This is a genomic window from Streptosporangium sp. 'caverna' (assembly GCF_003203775.1).
Lineage (GTDB): Bacteria > Actinomycetota > Actinomycetes > Streptosporangiales > Streptosporangiaceae > Streptosporangium > Streptosporangium subroseum.
Map to the genome: position 1 here is coordinate 2273543 of NZ_CP029711.1, position 15133 is coordinate 2288675.

Here is a 15133-nt window from a genome sequence, read left to right on the forward strand (position 1 = left end):
CGTGACCCCGGGACTCCGGCCGAAGACGTGGCCTGCCGGGGGGAGCGTGAGACGCGGGGTCAGGCGGGCGCCGTCATCGCACACCCGCCCGTCCGACCCGGTCGCAGATCCACGCCCGGTTGCCGTGTCAGGCGGGTCCGCGCGCGGTATGCGTCACCGCGCACAGGCCCGCCGGGCCCGGCGGCATCTCATCGGCGAACACCTCGGAGTCGAGCAGGGGCTCGTAGCCGAGGTCGGCGCGGGCGTTGGAGAGGTCGAAGAGACGGCGTGTGTTGGCCGAGACCCCGAAGTAGACGCCGTAGCGCACCTCGGCCGCCAGCGCCGCGCGGACCAGCCGCCGCAGGTCGGCGGGCGCGAGCCACTCGGCGATGTTGCCCGTGGTCGTCGGCGCCTGCCGGCACAGGCCCAGCCGCAGGCAGGCGACCGAGGTGCCGCCCGACGCGGCGACCACGGAGCCGTACGCCTCGGCGAAGGCCTTGGTCGCGCCGTACCGGCAGCACGGGCGGGCCGGCCACGACGGATCGACGAGCGCCCCGCCCGGCCGCACGTAGCCGCCCATGACGTGCACCGACGTGGCCAGGACGACCTTCGCGACGCCCGCGGTCAGGGCGGCGTCGAGCACGGTGGCGACCGTGTCGACGTTCGGGCTCCGCAGGTCGGCCCACGGGGCGGAGGGATTGGGAGAGGCTGCCAGGTGGACCACGGCGTCGACGCCGTCGACGGCCTTGGCCGCGAACGCGGGATCGGACAGATCGCCGACGACGACCTCGGCGCCGTCCCAGCCCTGGACGTCACGCCTGTCGGTCACCCGCAGGTCGAGCCCCTCCAGACCGGGACGGAGCTGCCCGGCGACTCTTCCGGCGGCGCCGGTGATCAGTACGGTGGCCAAGGAAACCTCACCAGTTCGTGAACGAGCCGTCGTCGCGCCGGAAGCGCGGTGGCGGGTTCATTATCACCGGCGTCGCACGCCGGGCGGCCGCCAGATTCGATCTCCACCCCGAGCCCGGGCAGGCCGGCGGGGACCACCGCACCGCGTGTGCTCGCCCAGGTGATCGTGAGCGCGCCATCCGCGACCACCGGCGTCGCGACCGCGTTCCCCGGATGGCGCTTTCGCCAGCCGATGATGTGAAATGTCAGGACCCTCTACAGCTTGGAGATCGCTGTGCCGCTGTTCGACCTTCCCCTGGAGAAGCTCCGCGACTACCTGCCCGAGCGTGAGGAGCCGGCCGACTTCGACGCCTTCTGGTCCAGGACCCTGGCCGAGGCCGCCGAGCACGACCTGGCCCCCACGTTCACGCCCTACGACATTCCCCTGACCGCCGTCGAGGTCTACGACACCTCCTTCGCCGGCTGGGGCGGCGACCGGGTGAGCGCCTGGTTCCTGGTTCCGCGGGGTGCGGAGGGCCCGCTGCCGTGCGTGGTGAAATACATCGGCTACAGCGGAGGCCGGGGCTTCGCCCACGATCATCTGACCTGGACGTCGGCCGGCTACGTCACGCTGGTGGTCGACACCCGCGGCCAGGGCGCGGCGAGCGTGAGCCAGCCGGGCGCCACCGCCGACCCGCACACCGGCGGCGCGCCGCACGCGCCGGGGATGATGACCCGGGGCATCCTGGACCCCGAGACCTACTACTACCGGCGGGTGTTCACCGACGCGGCGCGCGCCGTCGACGTGGCGGCGGGTCACCCCGCGGTCGACGCCGGGGCGATCGTGGTGTCGGGCGGCAGCCAGGGCGGCGGCATCGCCCAGGCCGTCGCCGTGCTCCGGCCCGACGTGCGGGCCGCTCTGATCGACGTGCCGTTCCTCACCCACTTCCGCAGGGCCGTGGAGATCACCGGACGCGACCCCTACCAGGAGATCGTCCGCTTCCTGTCCTCCCAGCGCGGCGCGCCCGAGCAGGTGTTCCGCACGCTGTCCTACTTCGACGGCCTCAACTTCGCCGCCCGCGGCCAGGTTCCCGCGCTGTACTCGGTGGCGCTGATGGACGACATCTGCCCGCCGTCCACGGTGTTCGGCGCCTACAACCACTGGCAGGGACCGAAGGAGATCACCGTCTGGCCGTGGAACAACCACGAGGGCGGCGGTCCCTTCCAGGTGGAGGAGCAGCTGCGTCACCTGAGCAAACTCCTGGCCGACCGCTAGGAGTTTGAGGATGCGGTGGACGGCGAAGTGATCTCTGTCTACTTTCGGGCATTCATGTAACTTTCGTCCCAATTGCAACTTCTGTATGCCCACCTGTCGCACCGCTCCTGGATCTTTGACGGCGGCCGGGCGATCTCTGCCCGGCCGTACCGCAGGAGCAACTCGCAGGGGGGCGGAAAGCACATGCGTGCATGGCGCAAGGTCGCGGCGGTCGCGGCGCTCGGAGGGGCGATGGCAGCGCTGCCGGGGATGGCCTCGGCGGACAGCGATCACGGTCGGCCCGGAGACGGCCACCACGACCAGCCCGGAGGCGGTCACCACGACCAGCCCAAGCGTGACTTCGACCTTCAGGCGCACCGGGGCGGAGCCGCGCTGGTGGCGGAGTCCACGCTGCCCGCCTTCGCGAACGCGCTCGAGCTCGGGGTGAGCACCCTGGAGCTGGACATCGCGATCACCAAGGACGGCAAGGCGGTCGTCTCGCACGACCGGAAGATCGACGGCCGCAAGTGCAAGGACACCGGGCCCGTCTCCGCCGGTGACCCCCAGTTCCCCTACGTGGGGAAGTTCATCAAGGACCTGACCGTCCAGCAGATCAGGACCATGGACTGCGGCTCGCAGACGCTGCCGGAGTTCCCCGGGCAGCGCCCGGCGCCCAAGGCGCGCATGACGTTGCTGAGTGAGGTCTTCGACCTGGTCAAGGACTATCACGCGAAAGACGTGATGATGAACATCGAGACCAAGTTCGAGGCGGGCGCCCCGACGGAGACGGCGCCGCGTGAGCAGTTCGTCCAGGTCGCGGCGGAGGAGATCCGCAAGGCCGGGATGCTGAAGCAGGTCACCATCCAGAGCTTCGACTGGGGCGCCCTCATGCGCATGCACCAGGTCGAGCCGCGGCTGCCCCTGGTGGCGCTGACCAACCCGGTCTACGACGGCGTGCCCGGCACCGAGGTGTGGCTCGGCGGGCTCGACCTCGACGACTTCGGCGGCGACCCGCTGAAGGCCATCAAGTCCTTCGGAGCCTCGGCGTTCTCACCGCTGCCCGGCACCCCCGAGGGCGGCATGGTGACCGACCCCGCGTACAAGCCCTACGTGACCAAGGAGCTGGTCGACGAGGCGCACCGCCTGGGCATCAAGGTGATCCCGTGGACCGTCGAGGACAAGCCGACGATGAACGCGATGATCGACGCCGGCGTGGACGGCATCATCACCGACTACCCGGACCGGCTGCGCGAGGTCATGGCCGACCGCGACCTCAAACTGCCCAAGAGCTACCACCTCAAGCACCACGGCCACTGATCGGCAGGCGCCCGGGCCCGGACGGCTGTACCCGTCCGGGCTCTGTACGCCCCTGATGCCGTGACCTCGCATGCCGTGGATCGAGGTCAGGGGCGGGCCGAGCAGGCGCGATGTCCGATCGGCATCGTGCCACCGGAACGCCTCGACGCCGTCACGGTCAGGTCAGGTGGCGGGTCGGGCCTTCCGTCAGAAGCGCCAGCGGGTCTGGCTGAACTCGTCGCCCTTGCCAAAGCCGAAGACGACCACGGGGACGACCTCGTACACCAGAGCCTTGTTGCCCTCGCCGTGGAAGGCGCCGTCGCGTACGTCGAAGTGCCAGTCGCTGCCGTACTTCGACTCGTACATGTCGGCGACGAGCTGGAGCCTGGCGTGGTCGCCCACCTTCACGGCCTCGCCCTCGACCACGAGGTCGAGGCCCTCGCCGAGGGCGTTGCGTCCGGTGGTCAGGACGCAGTGCGGGTTGTGCGCGAGGTTCTTGGCCTTGCGCTCCTCCGAGCCCGTGCAGAAGTACAGGGCGCCGTCCAGCCAGACCGAGAGCAGCGGGGTGACGTGCGGCCGTCCGTCGGGGCGCACCGTCGACAGCCAGTAGATCTCCGCGTTCTCCAACTGGTCGCGCGCCTGGATCCACCCCGTCGGGGTCGCGCCGTCGCTGCTGAACCGGGCGTCCAGCTCGGTCACCGGCTCCGTGCCTGTCGGGTCTGCTATGTCTGACATGTGCTGTCTCCTTCGTGGTTTCGGCCCGGCTCCCGAGAAGCTCGAACCCGGGCTCGGATGGAGGGGAGGCCCGGAGCACTACGTGCGGCCAAGCCGGTGCAGCGTCCAGTCGGCATCGTGCCATCGGGGCACCTCGACGGCGTTGCGGGCGTCGATCAGGACCCGCTGGTTCACGACCTCGGACACCGCGTCGGGGTCGATGGTCCGGAACTCCGGCCAGGCGGTCATGGTCAACAGGATGTCGGCTCCGGCGGCGGCGGTCAGGGCGTCGTCGGCGTAGCCGAGCTGCGGGTGGACGGCGTGAGCGTTCTTCACCGCCATCGGGTCGTAGATCGTGACCGTCGCCCCGAGCGCGTGGAGCCGGGCCGCGACGTCGAGGGCGGGGGAGTCGCGCACGTCGTCGGTGCCCACCTTGAAGGCCGCACCCCACACGCCGATACGGCGGCCGGCCACATCACCGCCGCACGCCTTACCGGCCATCTCCACCACCCGGTCCCGGCGGCCGGCGTTGATCCGATCGACCGCGCGAAGCAGGTCCGCCGCACAGTCCACGCCGAGCTCGTGGGCCCGGGCGGCGAAGGCGCGGGTGTCCTTGGGCAGGCAGCCGCCGCCGTAGCCGATGCCGGCGTCCAGGTACGCACGGCCGATCCGTGAGTCCAGGCCGATGGCGTCGGCGAGCTCGGAGATGTCGGCACCGGAGGCTTCGCAGACGTCCGCCATCGCGTTGATGAAGGAGATCTTCATCGACAGGAAGGCGTTCGCCGATCCCTTGACGAGTTCGCACGTGGCCGGGTCGGTGACGACCAGCGGGACCCCGGCGTCGGTGATGGGCCCGTACACCTCGCGGATCCTCTCCTCCGCCCGCGCGGAGGTGACTCCGACGACGATCCGGTCCGGGCGCAGCGTGTCCTGCACCGCGTGCCCCTCCCGGAGAAACTCGGGATTCCAGGCGACTTCGACGTCGTCTCCCGCCGGGGCCAGCTCCCGGACCAGAGCCTGGGTCGCCGCCGTGGTGCCGACCGACACCGTGGACTTGCCGACGATCACGCAGGGCCGGTGCAGGTGCGGGGCGAGAGAGCGCACCGCGGCGAACACCTGCGACAGGTCGTAGTCGTCCCGGTCGGCCATGCCGGGAGTGGAGACCCCGAGGAAGTGCGTCTCCCCGAACTCACCCGCCTCGGCGAAGTCGGTGGTGAACCGCAGACGCCCGGAGGCGACGTGCCGGGCGAGCATCTCATCCAGCTCCGGCTCGTGGAACCAGGACCGCCCCGACCGCAGGATAGCGATCTTGCTTTCGTCGATGTCCACGCCGACCACTTCATGGCCGATCTCCGCCATCGAGGCCGCGTGCGTCGCGCCCAGATGGCCACACCCGATCACCGTCATTCGCACGTGTTCATCGTCCTTCCGCAAGGAGGTACAGCGTGAACGTCAACCTTGTCGGCTGAGGACGCTGGAACGCCCCTCACACGGCCGGTAGGGCGGAGATGGGACACCAGGTCCTCTCTTACCGCGCGAGCGAGGCCGGCGCCGTGCCGCCTTCGGCGCACCGCGAGAACGGGACGGGTGCCGCCGGCGAGGTCCGCGGGAGACCGGACACGGCTCACGGGAGCCGTGCCCCGGCGGGTGAATCGGATCGTCACCGTGTCGACTCCCAGTCCAGCTCGCCCTTCACGACGGTGGGACGCCAGCCGTGGAGCGGTCTGCCGCTCTCCAGCGACCTCGCGGTCGCCCGCAGGAGCGCGAGGTGGCGTGATTCGGGATCCTTCCAGAACCCACCGACATTTCCGCCGCCCGAGGCATTCGAACCTCCATCCATCGCGACAGGATTGGCCGGCGCCCCGCCCAGGCGCCGCGCCTGGAGACGCGGCGCACGCCGCCTCCGACAGGAGACTTCCCCGTCACGGTCCGGCGGCTACGAAGGCGTGCCCGGTCCGGCCGAGATGGTCGCGTGGTACGCGAGATCACATATATCTTGATATGAAGATATATGTGAGGAGTTGCGATGTTGCATCATGTCCAGCTGGCCTGTCCCCCCGGTAGCGAGCCTGCCTTGAGGGACTTCTACGAAGGTGTGCTCGGCCTGCCCGAGATCCCGAAACCACCCGTCCTCGCCGCACGCGGCGGGTGCTGGTTCCGCGGCCATGGCATCGAGTTGCACCTGGGCGTCGAAGCCGACTTCCGCCCGGCGCGCAAGGCGCATCCCGGTCTCCTGGTCCGCGACATCGACCGGTGGGCCCGGCGTCTGAACGAGGCCGGTTATCCGGTCGCCTTTGATGACGACTTCCCGGGGATGCGCCGCTTCTACAGTGAAGATCCCCACGGCAACCGCCTGGAATTCCTCGAACCGCTTACCTGAGAACGGATGACCTCTCTGCCCGGCCGGGGCAGGCGGCTCTGCCCGCGACGGTGTCGATGTGGAAGCCATCGACGGTGGTACCCCGTTTCAGTGGTGGGGCGCCCACCGGTGGAGGTCGTCCTGGATGAGGTTGAGCTCCTGCAGGGCCCGGGTCGCACCGGTCCGCCGCGACAGGTCGAAGGCCTCGCGAGCGATCGCGGCCGAACGCTCGCTCTCGTACGCGTCGGCGTACGCATGGGCGAGACGGGCCATGGTGTAGGCCGTCATGTAGCCCGCCGGGGCTCCCCGCAGGTCCCGCTCCAGGATCTCGATCGCGTCGGCGGGATGATGAAGCTCGATGAGGCACCCGGCGGCCAGCGCGTTGGGAAGCCCGGCGGGATAGTCGACCATGTAGGGCAGGTCGTCGCCCGGGGTCTCGGGTGACTCCGCGGACTCCTCCAGGCGGCGATGACACATGTCCTCGGCTCCGGCCATGGCGTGGCCCTGGGCTTCGTGCCGGCGGGCCATCGCGTCCAGCGGCGCGGGCGGGGCGACGCGTTCGCGGGCGGCGACGGCGAGGTCTATCACCTCGCCGGGATTGTCCCAGGTGCCTTGGAGGCCGGCCCGGTGGGCGAGCGCGTACGCCACGAGGTGCTCGTCACCGGCTCGGTGCGCCGCGGTCAGGGCGCGGTCGGACCACGCCAGCGCCTCGCTGAGATTGCCGGCCTCGTAGTGCATGCGGCTGACCAGGTCGGCATTCTGCGAGCTGAGCAGGAGCAAGGCCTGACGGATGCCGGATCCGACGCCGCGGTGCAGCCCTTCGATCGTGTCGAAGACCGGGGACAGGGTGTCGGCCAGGCCGGCCGGGTGATGGTCCGTCAGGGCGTAGGTTCGCAGGATCGTCGCGAAGTAGGCCGCGGTCTGGTCGTCGGCCCGCTGGGGATCCTCGATCGCCCGGCCGGTGCGCTCCTCCTCCTCGGCCGAGAAGCTCTCCGTCATCAGCGGAACGCCCGTCAGGTGGTGCCAGAGCGTCGTGCCCGCCGCGTCTCCGACGAACAGGTCCGTCTCATCGGTGCCGAACGCCCGGCAGAGCAGTTCCGCGTGCAGCTCGTCGGGCCGCTGCTCCCCGGCCTCCCACGAGCGGACCATCCCCGCGAGCCCCTCCTGGCCAGGCAGGCGATCACGAGTCGACTCGTCCGAGGCGTCGGCCATCTGTTTCCCGAGCTCTCGCCGGTTCCACAGATGGGCCCGCCGCTGTGCGCGCAGGCGGGCGGCCCAGATGGGAATGTCGATGGTGATCATCATCGCATCCTCTCGATGCGTGGATGGAAAGTCCCCTTTATCCCTAAATGCCGCTCTTATTCTCCTCTGCCGATACTTGTCCGGTAAGCAGGCAAATGCCAAGAATCGGGCGGTGGCCTTGACCTCCGGTTGGGCATTCTGGCGTCCCTGGTCCGGCCTGGTCCCGACCGGCGGCGCCGCTCCTCGGGGGTGCGATCCTCTCGTCTCCATGTTCTGATGCGTGGCCATTGGACGACTTGCGGCCTATTTACTCCTGTCTCATGACAGATGGTCAGAATGATTTGATATTTCCTCTTCTCTTCAGTCTCTCCATGCACAGCGTTCACTCGTGCGATCCAAAGTTTCCGCCCGAGAGCAAGCCACTTGATCGGTGCTTATGAACGCAATAGGAGGGACTGCACCCGATGCAGCCGATGGCAGCACAAAAATTATTCGGTGGCTTACGGAGCCGAGGACGTCTCGCCGCGGCCGCCGCTGTCGCGGTGCTGCTCGTGAGCAGTCTTGTGACGGCGGCGTACGCCGATCCGCAGCCGGGAGAACGGGACCGGGGACGGCCCAGCCCGACGCCGACCGGTTCCCGGAACCCTCCGACGCTCACCCCCGTCAGCGGTTCGTACCTCGAGAGCACGGCAAAGGTCGTGGCGGTCCCGACCACGGCCGGTGACAGCGTCACGACACTCGCCGTCGACGGCGCCGCACTCAACGCCACCCGGACGGTGGGCGTCTCCAAGCTCAGCTTCGACGTCGGCTCGAACTCGACGGAGGCGCAGTACCACAGCTACGTGCTCGTCAACGGCGAGCACCGGATCGACATCGGCGACCACGTGAACGAGCGGGCGACCATGGAGATCCCGAACGAGCGCCTGGTCAAGGGTGAGAACACCGTTGAGATCGTCGTCGGTACGATCGCGTCCTCCTGCGGCCAGAACTACGACGACTTCGTGCTGTCGGAGGTGAGCCTCGAACTGCTCGGTGAGGTCGCGGACGGCGAGGACAACCCCTACACCCTCTCCTTCGGCGACGGCAGTTGCGGCACGAACACCTCGCTGCTGACGCGCGCCACGCTCAAGTTCTTCGTCCAGTCCGACCCTCAGGGCACCACGGGTCTCACCGCGGACGTGGACACGACGACGCTCTCCAACGGAGAGCACGTCATCACCGCCACCACCGCGGCCAGGGTCACGGTCAAGAACACCGTGACCGTGAACAACGCCCCGGCCGGGGCGCCGCGGCTGATGCCCGTGGACGGCACGCTCGTGGCGGGCACCAAGCCGGTCTTCGCCATGGTCCCGGCCGCCGGCGAGGGCGGCGTCGGCTCCCTCACCGTCGACGACGCCGAACCCGTCACGAAGGCCACGCTCGGCAACGGCGCCGCGATGTTCGGCTTCGACGTGGGCGCGGACTCGATCGACGACAGGTTCGACAACTTCCTGCTCGTCAACGGCAAGCGCATCGACCTGGGCGGCTCCTGGGTGAGCCGTCGCGTGACCGTCGCGGTCCCGGCCCGGTTCCTGGTGCCCGGCGACAACACGATCAAGGTCGTCACCGGTGACCTCAAGGAGTCCTGCGGCAACAACCGCGACGACTTCGCGATCGCGAACCTCGATCTCGCCCTCGACGGCGCCACCGTGACCGGCCAGGACGTCAAACCGTCGTACGACATGGGCGACGGCACCTGCGGCGACAACCAGGCCCTCCTCCGCGAGGTCGAGCTGCGCTACACGATCGACGCCCCGGCGGTGCACGTCATCGAGACGCTCGGCTCGGGCAACGCGACCCTCAGCTTCAACGTGGCCACCAACTCGATCGAGGCGCGCTACCAGAACTTCGTGCTCGTCAACGGCCAGAAGGTCGTGCTCGACGGCGACTTCGTGAGCCGGCGCGTCGACCTCACGATCCCCAACGAGTTCCTCGTGCCCGGCTGGAACACGATCGACTTCGTGACCGGCACCTTCCCGACGTCCTGCGGCAACAACCGCGACGACTTCACGATCTCGAACATCGCCCTCACCCCGGCACAGGGCACGGCGACCGGCCAGATGCTCAAGGCCTCGTACGGCATGGGCGACGGCAACTGCGGCGACACCGTGAACCCGCTGACCGAGATCGACCTCGAGTTCCTCGTGGACGCTCCGGCCCGCGGCCTGCGAGCGGACCTCGACACCACCGCCATCAAGGACGGCAAGCACACCCTGGCCGCGAAGTCGACCACGGGTGAGGTCGCCACCCGCCTCCTGATCACCGACAACTCCGCGCCGCAGGTCGTCAGGAGCGTCCCGGCCGCGAACAAGAAGATCACCGCCTCGGTCGTGCTGGATGTCAGGATCGAGGACGCCTCCAGCGTCGTGTCCGGGCCGGACATCAAGCTCGACGGCCGGCCGATCGCGCTGGGCGCCCAGGTGGGCCCGGGTCTGAAGGCCGGTAAGCACACCCTGGCCGTGACCGGCACCGACGGGCTCGGCAACACCCTGACCCGCGAGATCGTGTTCGAATCCGCGGGCATCCCGGACGTCCCCACCGAGTTGACCCCGGCCGTAGGGGCCGTCAACGTGTCGGATCCCGTCAGGCTCTCGGCGAAGGTGGCCGAACCCGACGGCGGCAAGGTGACGGCGACGTTCTCCGAGGCCGAGATCCTGACCCCGGACGAGGTGTTCCAGGGCACGGCCCCGTCCGTCCCCACGACCCTGCGGATCCCGGGCGAGAGGCGCGTCAGGACCGACGGGCTCGATCCCGCCGACGGCAGGACCCTCGACGCGCCCGCCGGCCGGGACCTGACCTACCAGCGGTACGACGTCCAGGTGAAGGGCCACGTGGACTCGCCGGTCCTGCGCTGGGAGGGCGCCATCGACCCCGAGCGCCTGGCGTCGCTGCGGGTGTGGAACACGAAGACCAAGGCGTGGGACCTCCTGACGAGCACCCGGGGCGCCGCCGGCGGCAAGACCGTTCTCACGGCCGTCGTCGACGGGGAGTACGTCGACAAGCAGAAGATCCATGTCATGGTGACCGGCGAGGACCCGTTCGCCGACGACATCGAGCCCGGTGACCCGAACGGCTTCGCCGACCCCTCCACGTACGACTTCTCGATCGTCCACTACACCGACACGCAGTACATCTCCGAGGGCGCGGTGGAGCAGGAGACCCCCGAGGAGCGCGCGGTGTGGGAGTCCGCCTACGCCGGCGTCGTCGACTGGATCAAGGCGAACAAGGACGCGCGCAAGATCTCGTACGTCGCGCACACCGGCGACATCATCGAGAACAACATCCGCAAGCCCGCCGACGAGGCCACGCAGCAGCAGGTCGTCGGCGAGTTCGAGGTGTCCTCGAAGCAGCAGCGCGTGCTGGACGACGCGAACATCCCGAACGGCGTGATCGCCGGCAACCACGACAACCAGTCGGGCACCGAGGACGGGCCGGACGCGATCTACAACAAGTACTACGGCCCGGGCCGGTACCAGACGGCGTCGCAGGGCTGGCAGCACGCCAAGTACGGCGGCCCGTGGAAGGAAGGCGACAACCAGAACCACTACGACCTGTTCTCGGCGGGCGGGCTGGACTTCGTCGTGGTCGGCCTGTCGTACGGCGTGACGAGGGAGGAGGCCGAATGGGCCGACTCCGTCTTCAAGAAGTTCCCCAACCGCAACGGCATCCTGCTCTCGCACGACTATCTCGTGCCGAGCACCAACCCCGACGGGCGCGGCGCCGGATTCTCCGCCCCCGACGGCTCGATGCTCTACAAGACGGTGGTCGAGAAGAACGCGAACGTCTTCCTCATCCTCGCCGGACACGAGCACGGCGTGGGCACCAACGTGAAGCCGAAGGTGGGCCAGGTCGGCAACGGCGTCGTCGAGCTGCTGGCGGACTACCAGTTCTACACGGTGTCGGCCGACCGTCTCGGGCTCACCGAGATCGGTGGATACAACCCGGCCGACCAGCTCCAGTTCGGCGCGAGCTTCTTCCGGCTGCTGCAGTTCAACGTCAAGCGGGCGGAGCTGAGCGTGGACACGTACTCCCCGCTGCTCAACGACTTCGGCGCCATGGAGTTCGACCCCCTGCACCGCTACAACGGGCTCGAGGACAACATGGTGCTGCCGGTCGATCTCACCTCCCGTACGACGAGCTTCCAGACCGACTCGCTGGCGCTCTACAAGCCCACCCGGACCATCGGCAAGAGCACGGTCGCCTCGGGTCAGGTCGCCTCGGTGACCTGGGACCGCCTCAAGGAGGACACGGCCTACGCCTGGTTCGTCACGGCACGCTCCACCGGCGGCGGCGTGACCGCCTCCGAGCCGAGCGTCTTCGTCACGAAGGACAAGCACGGCCGCCCGGGCACGTGGGGACCGAACTCACCCATGTACCGCTGGTTCGACCGCTGACCACTGACCACTGACCAATCGCCGCCGCCCCGGACCCGGTCCGGGGCGGCATTCACCCCCGAACTGGAGAAACGAGACATGCCCCGCAGGCGCTGGCTGTCCGCCGTCATCCTCGCCGTCATCCTCGGCGGCGTGATGGCCGACCTGGTGCACCCCGCTCCTGCGGCGGCGCACGAAGCGACCACGAGCGCTCACGCCGAGGTGACCGGCACGGGCGCGGACGTCAGGGTCGTGCTCGACCTCGAGTACGACCTCCTCATGAAGTCGGCCTGGCTCTACGCGGAGGCCTACGAGGCGAAGGAGCGGACCGAGCAGCTCCGCCAGCTCGCGATCAACCGCGACGCCGTGACCGACTACGTCACGGGCCGCTTCGCCGTGGCGTACGACGACAGGCCGTGCGCGCCCACGATGGTGGGCGACGCGGACGTACGCGTCCGCGACAAGGTGGCCTTCGCGGTGCTGACCTACGCCTACGCCTGCGAGGGCGAGGCCGGGGGAGCCCACGCGATCTCAAGCGCGCTGTTCCCCGACTCCGAGAGCTTCGTCCACAGCACGGAGACGCTCGTCCGGTACGAGCTCGACGGTACGAAGGGCTCCGCGGTCCTGGTCGCCAAGGACCCGACGCTGCGGATCGGCGAGCGCCGGGCGTCGGATCAGATCTGGGAGTTCTTTCTGCTCGGCGCCGAGCACCTGGTGCTAGGCCTCGACCACATCTTCTTCCTGATCGCCCTGCTCATCGGCGCCCGCCGCCTCCGCGACGTCGTCGTCACGGCCTCCGCCTTCACGGTCGCCCACAGCATCACGTTCCTCCTGGCGGCGATGGGAGTCGTGGACGTTCCGGGAGAGATCGTCGAGCCGATCATCGCGGCGTCGATCATCGTCGTGGCGCTCGCCAACCTCCTGGGCCGCGAGGACGACAAGTTGGGCAGATGGCGGCTGCCGATCGTCTTCGCCTTCGGCCTGGTGCACGGGCTGGGCTTCGCGGGCGCGCTGGACATCAACGAGAGCGGGTCGTGGGAGCTGCTCCTGTCACTCCTGAGCTTCAACGTCGGCATCGAGCTGACACAGCTCGCGATCATCGCGGTGCTCTTCCCGCTGCTGGTGCTCCTGCGCCGGACGTCCGCGTCCCGCTGGGCGGTGGCCGCGCTGTCGGTCCCCATCGTGGCGGTCAGCCTGTACTGGTTCTTCGACCGCATCCCGCTGCCGCTCTGACGGGAGCCGGCCGCTTCAGGCTTTTGGCGAGGCGTCACGTCGGTTCCACCCCGGGGACGCCTGACGGTTGGCATCGGCCGATGGTATGGCGGCCATGACCCTCCCCCCGATCTCACCTGATCTGTCCGGTCTGAACCGTCGTCGGCTCCTCGTCGGCGTGGGCACCGTCGCCGGACTGGCCGCCTTCAGCCAGGTGCCGCTCCAGGGCACCGCCCTCGCGGCGCCGCGCACCCGCAGCGGCGAGTACCCGTTCAAGCTCGGCATCGCCTCGGGCGACCCGCTGCCCGATGGCGTGGTGCTGTGGACCCGGCTCGTGCCCGAGCTGTTCAGCCCCGACGGTGGCATGCCGAGCCGTTCGGTGCCGGTCGACTGGGAGGTCGCGCTGGACGAGCGCATGCGAAGGGTCGTCAGGCACGGCACGGTGTCGGCCCTGCCCGAGCTGGCGCACTCGGTGCATGTCGAGGTCGAGGGGCTTTCGCCGGGTCGGGAGTACTACTACCGCTTCCGCTACCGCGGAGACGTCTCCGCGGTGGGCCGCACCCGCACCGCGCCGCGCGATCACGGCTCGCTGGAGTCGTTGAAGTTCGCGTTCGCCTCCTGCCAGGACTGGACGCACGGCTTCTACGCGGCCTACCGGAGCATGGCCGAGGAGGACCTCGACCTCGTGATCCACCTCGGTGACTACGTGTACGAGTACGGAGTGCCGGCCGACGGCGGCATGCGCAAGACGGCGATGCCGGACGTGCTGCGCGAGGGGCCGCAGGACCTCGACCGCTGGCGGATGCAGTACGCGCTGTACAAGTCCGACCCGGACCTGCAGCGCGCGCACGCCCGCTTCCCGTGGATGGTCACGTGGGACGACCACGAGGTGGAGAACGACTACGTCGGGGCGTACGACGGCACGATCAGCACGAAGCGGGCCGCGGCGTACAAGGCGTGGTACGAGCACCAGCCCGTGCGCCGCCGGTCGCTGCCGCGCAGGAACGGCTCGGTCGATCTCTACGGCCGGTCGAACTGGGGCGGTCTCGCGCAGATCGATCTGCTGGACACGCGGCAGTACCGCACCGCGCCGCCGTGCGGCTGGGGTGAGGCGCCGGCGTGCGACGCCGGCGACGACCCGGCCAAGGGCACCATGCTCGGCGCCACGCAGGAGAAGTGGCTGCTCGACGGGCTACGCCGTTCGAAGGCCCGATGGAACGTCATCGCGACAAGCGTGATGATGGCACGCCTGGACCACGACGGCCCGACCGGCGACATCCTCTGGCATGACGCGTGGGACGGCTTCCCGGCCTCGCGGAAGGCCATCACCGACACGTTCACCTCGGCCAGGGTGCGCAACCCCGTGCTGGTCGCCGGCGACTGGCACTCGACGTTCGTCAACGACATCAAGAGCGACTTCGACAGGCCCGAGTCCCCCGTCGTGGCCACGGAGTTCGTCGGCACCTCCATCACGACCAACGGTGACGCGGAGGTCTACGGGCCGTACTACGGGCCGATGATGAAATGGAACCCGCACATCAAGTTCTTCGACGGCGACCGTCGCGGCTACGTCACCTGCAGGCTGGACGCGCACGAGTGGCGGACGGACCTGCGGATGGTGCCGACGGTCAGCCGGGCCGACGCGGCCGCCACGACGTTCGCCTCGTTCGTGATCGAGGACCGCCGGCCGGGAGCCGTCAGGGTCTAGCGCCGCGTCATCTGGCGGCCAGTGCCGAGGCGCCCAGGCCGCCGCTCGTCTTCGAGCCCGGCGCCGGG

Annotated in this window: 10 protein-coding genes; 6 read left to right on the forward strand and 4 right to left on the reverse strand. The window is 69.4% G+C overall.

Annotated features, from left to right (window positions below):
* Window positions 1–127: 127 nt before the first annotated feature.
* Complete coding sequence (locus DKM19_RS10065) at window positions 128–889, reverse strand: NAD(P)-dependent oxidoreductase (protein WP_110695460.1); 762 nt, start codon at window positions 887–889, stop codon at window positions 128–130.
* Window positions 890–1150: 261 nt separating this feature from the next.
* Between DKM19_RS10065 and DKM19_RS10070 the strand changes: the two genes are divergently transcribed.
* Together DKM19_RS10070 and DKM19_RS10075 are read left to right on the forward strand one after the other, a co-directional pair.
* A complete protein-coding gene (locus tag DKM19_RS10070; RefSeq protein ID WP_305000302.1) occupies window positions 1151–2143 on the forward strand; it encodes an acetylxylan esterase in 993 nt (330 codons plus the stop codon).
* A 183-nt stretch (window positions 2144–2326) separates the two neighbouring features.
* Window positions 2327–3439: a glycerophosphodiester phosphodiesterase family protein gene (locus DKM19_RS10075; protein ID WP_110695462.1), complete on the forward strand. Its 1113-nt coding sequence runs from the start codon at window positions 2327–2329 to the stop codon at window positions 3437–3439.
* A gap of 186 nt (window positions 3440–3625) precedes the next feature.
* Here DKM19_RS10075 and DKM19_RS10080 read toward each other — a convergent pair whose 3' ends face one another.
* Both DKM19_RS10080 and DKM19_RS10085 read right to left on the reverse strand, forming a co-directional pair.
* On the reverse strand, window positions 3626–4153 hold the full coding sequence (locus tag DKM19_RS10080; RefSeq protein ID WP_110695463.1) for a pyridoxamine 5'-phosphate oxidase family protein: 528 nt from the start codon (window positions 4151–4153) through the stop codon (window positions 3626–3628).
* A gap of 78 nt (window positions 4154–4231) precedes the next feature.
* The gene (locus DKM19_RS10085; RefSeq protein ID WP_204359057.1) at window positions 4232–5539 is read right to left on the reverse strand and encodes a UDP-glucose/GDP-mannose dehydrogenase family protein; all 1308 of its coding nucleotides are present in this window, start codon (window positions 5537–5539) and stop codon (window positions 4232–4234) included.
* Between the two features lie 619 nt (window positions 5540–6158).
* Between DKM19_RS10085 and DKM19_RS10090 the strand changes: the two genes are divergently transcribed.
* Window positions 6159–6512, forward strand: a complete 354-nt coding sequence (locus DKM19_RS10090; RefSeq protein ID WP_110695465.1) for a VOC family protein — start codon at window positions 6159–6161, stop codon at window positions 6510–6512.
* An 87-nt stretch (window positions 6513–6599) separates the two neighbouring features.
* Here DKM19_RS10090 and DKM19_RS10095 read toward each other — a convergent pair whose 3' ends face one another.
* On the reverse strand, window positions 6600–7793 hold the full coding sequence (locus tag DKM19_RS10095; RefSeq protein WP_110695466.1) for a hypothetical protein: 1194 nt from the start codon (window positions 7791–7793) through the stop codon (window positions 6600–6602).
* A gap of 491 nt (window positions 7794–8284) precedes the next feature.
* Here DKM19_RS10095 and DKM19_RS10100 point away from each other — a divergent pair, with 491 nt between their 5' ends.
* The 3 genes from DKM19_RS10100 to DKM19_RS10110 all read left to right on the forward strand — a co-directional run bounded on the left by DKM19_RS10100 (window position 8285) and on the right by DKM19_RS10110 (window position 15065).
* A complete protein-coding gene (locus tag DKM19_RS10100; RefSeq protein ID WP_162641393.1) occupies window positions 8285–12166 on the forward strand; it encodes a metallophosphoesterase in 3882 nt (1293 codons plus the stop codon).
* Between the two features lie 78 nt (window positions 12167–12244).
* Window positions 12245–13378 (forward strand): HupE/UreJ family protein, encoded by a 1134-nt coding sequence (locus DKM19_RS10105; protein WP_110695468.1) that lies wholly within the window; start codon window positions 12245–12247, stop codon window positions 13376–13378.
* A gap of 94 nt (window positions 13379–13472) precedes the next feature.
* Window positions 13473–15065, forward strand: a complete 1593-nt coding sequence (locus DKM19_RS10110; RefSeq protein ID WP_110705616.1) for an alkaline phosphatase — start codon at window positions 13473–13475, stop codon at window positions 15063–15065.
* The last annotated feature ends 68 nt before the right edge of the window (window positions 15066–15133 follow it).

Excerpts from the sequence above, each read along its gene's own strand:
- DKM19_RS10075 (WP_110695462.1), top strand. The coding sequence starts at position 2,327 with ATGCGTGCATGGCGCAAGGTCGCGGCGGTCGCGGCGCTCGGAGGGGCG.
- DKM19_RS10080 (WP_110695463.1), bottom strand. The coding sequence starts at position 4,153 with ATGTCAGACATAGCAGACCCGACAGGCACGGAGCCGGTGACCGAGCTG.
- DKM19_RS10085 (WP_204359057.1), bottom strand. The coding sequence starts at position 5,539 with ATGACGGTGATCGGGTGTGGCCATCTGGGCGCGACGCACGCGGCCTCG.
- DKM19_RS10090 (WP_110695465.1), top strand. The coding sequence starts at position 6,159 with ATGTTGCATCATGTCCAGCTGGCCTGTCCCCCCGGTAGCGAGCCTGCC.
- DKM19_RS10095 (WP_110695466.1), bottom strand. The coding sequence starts at position 7,793 with ATGATCACCATCGACATTCCCATCTGGGCCGCCCGCCTGCGCGCACAG.
- DKM19_RS10105 (WP_110695468.1), top strand. The coding sequence starts at position 12,245 with ATGCCCCGCAGGCGCTGGCTGTCCGCCGTCATCCTCGCCGTCATCCTC.
- DKM19_RS10110 (WP_110705616.1), top strand. The coding sequence starts at position 13,473 with ATGACCCTCCCCCCGATCTCACCTGATCTGTCCGGTCTGAACCGTCGT.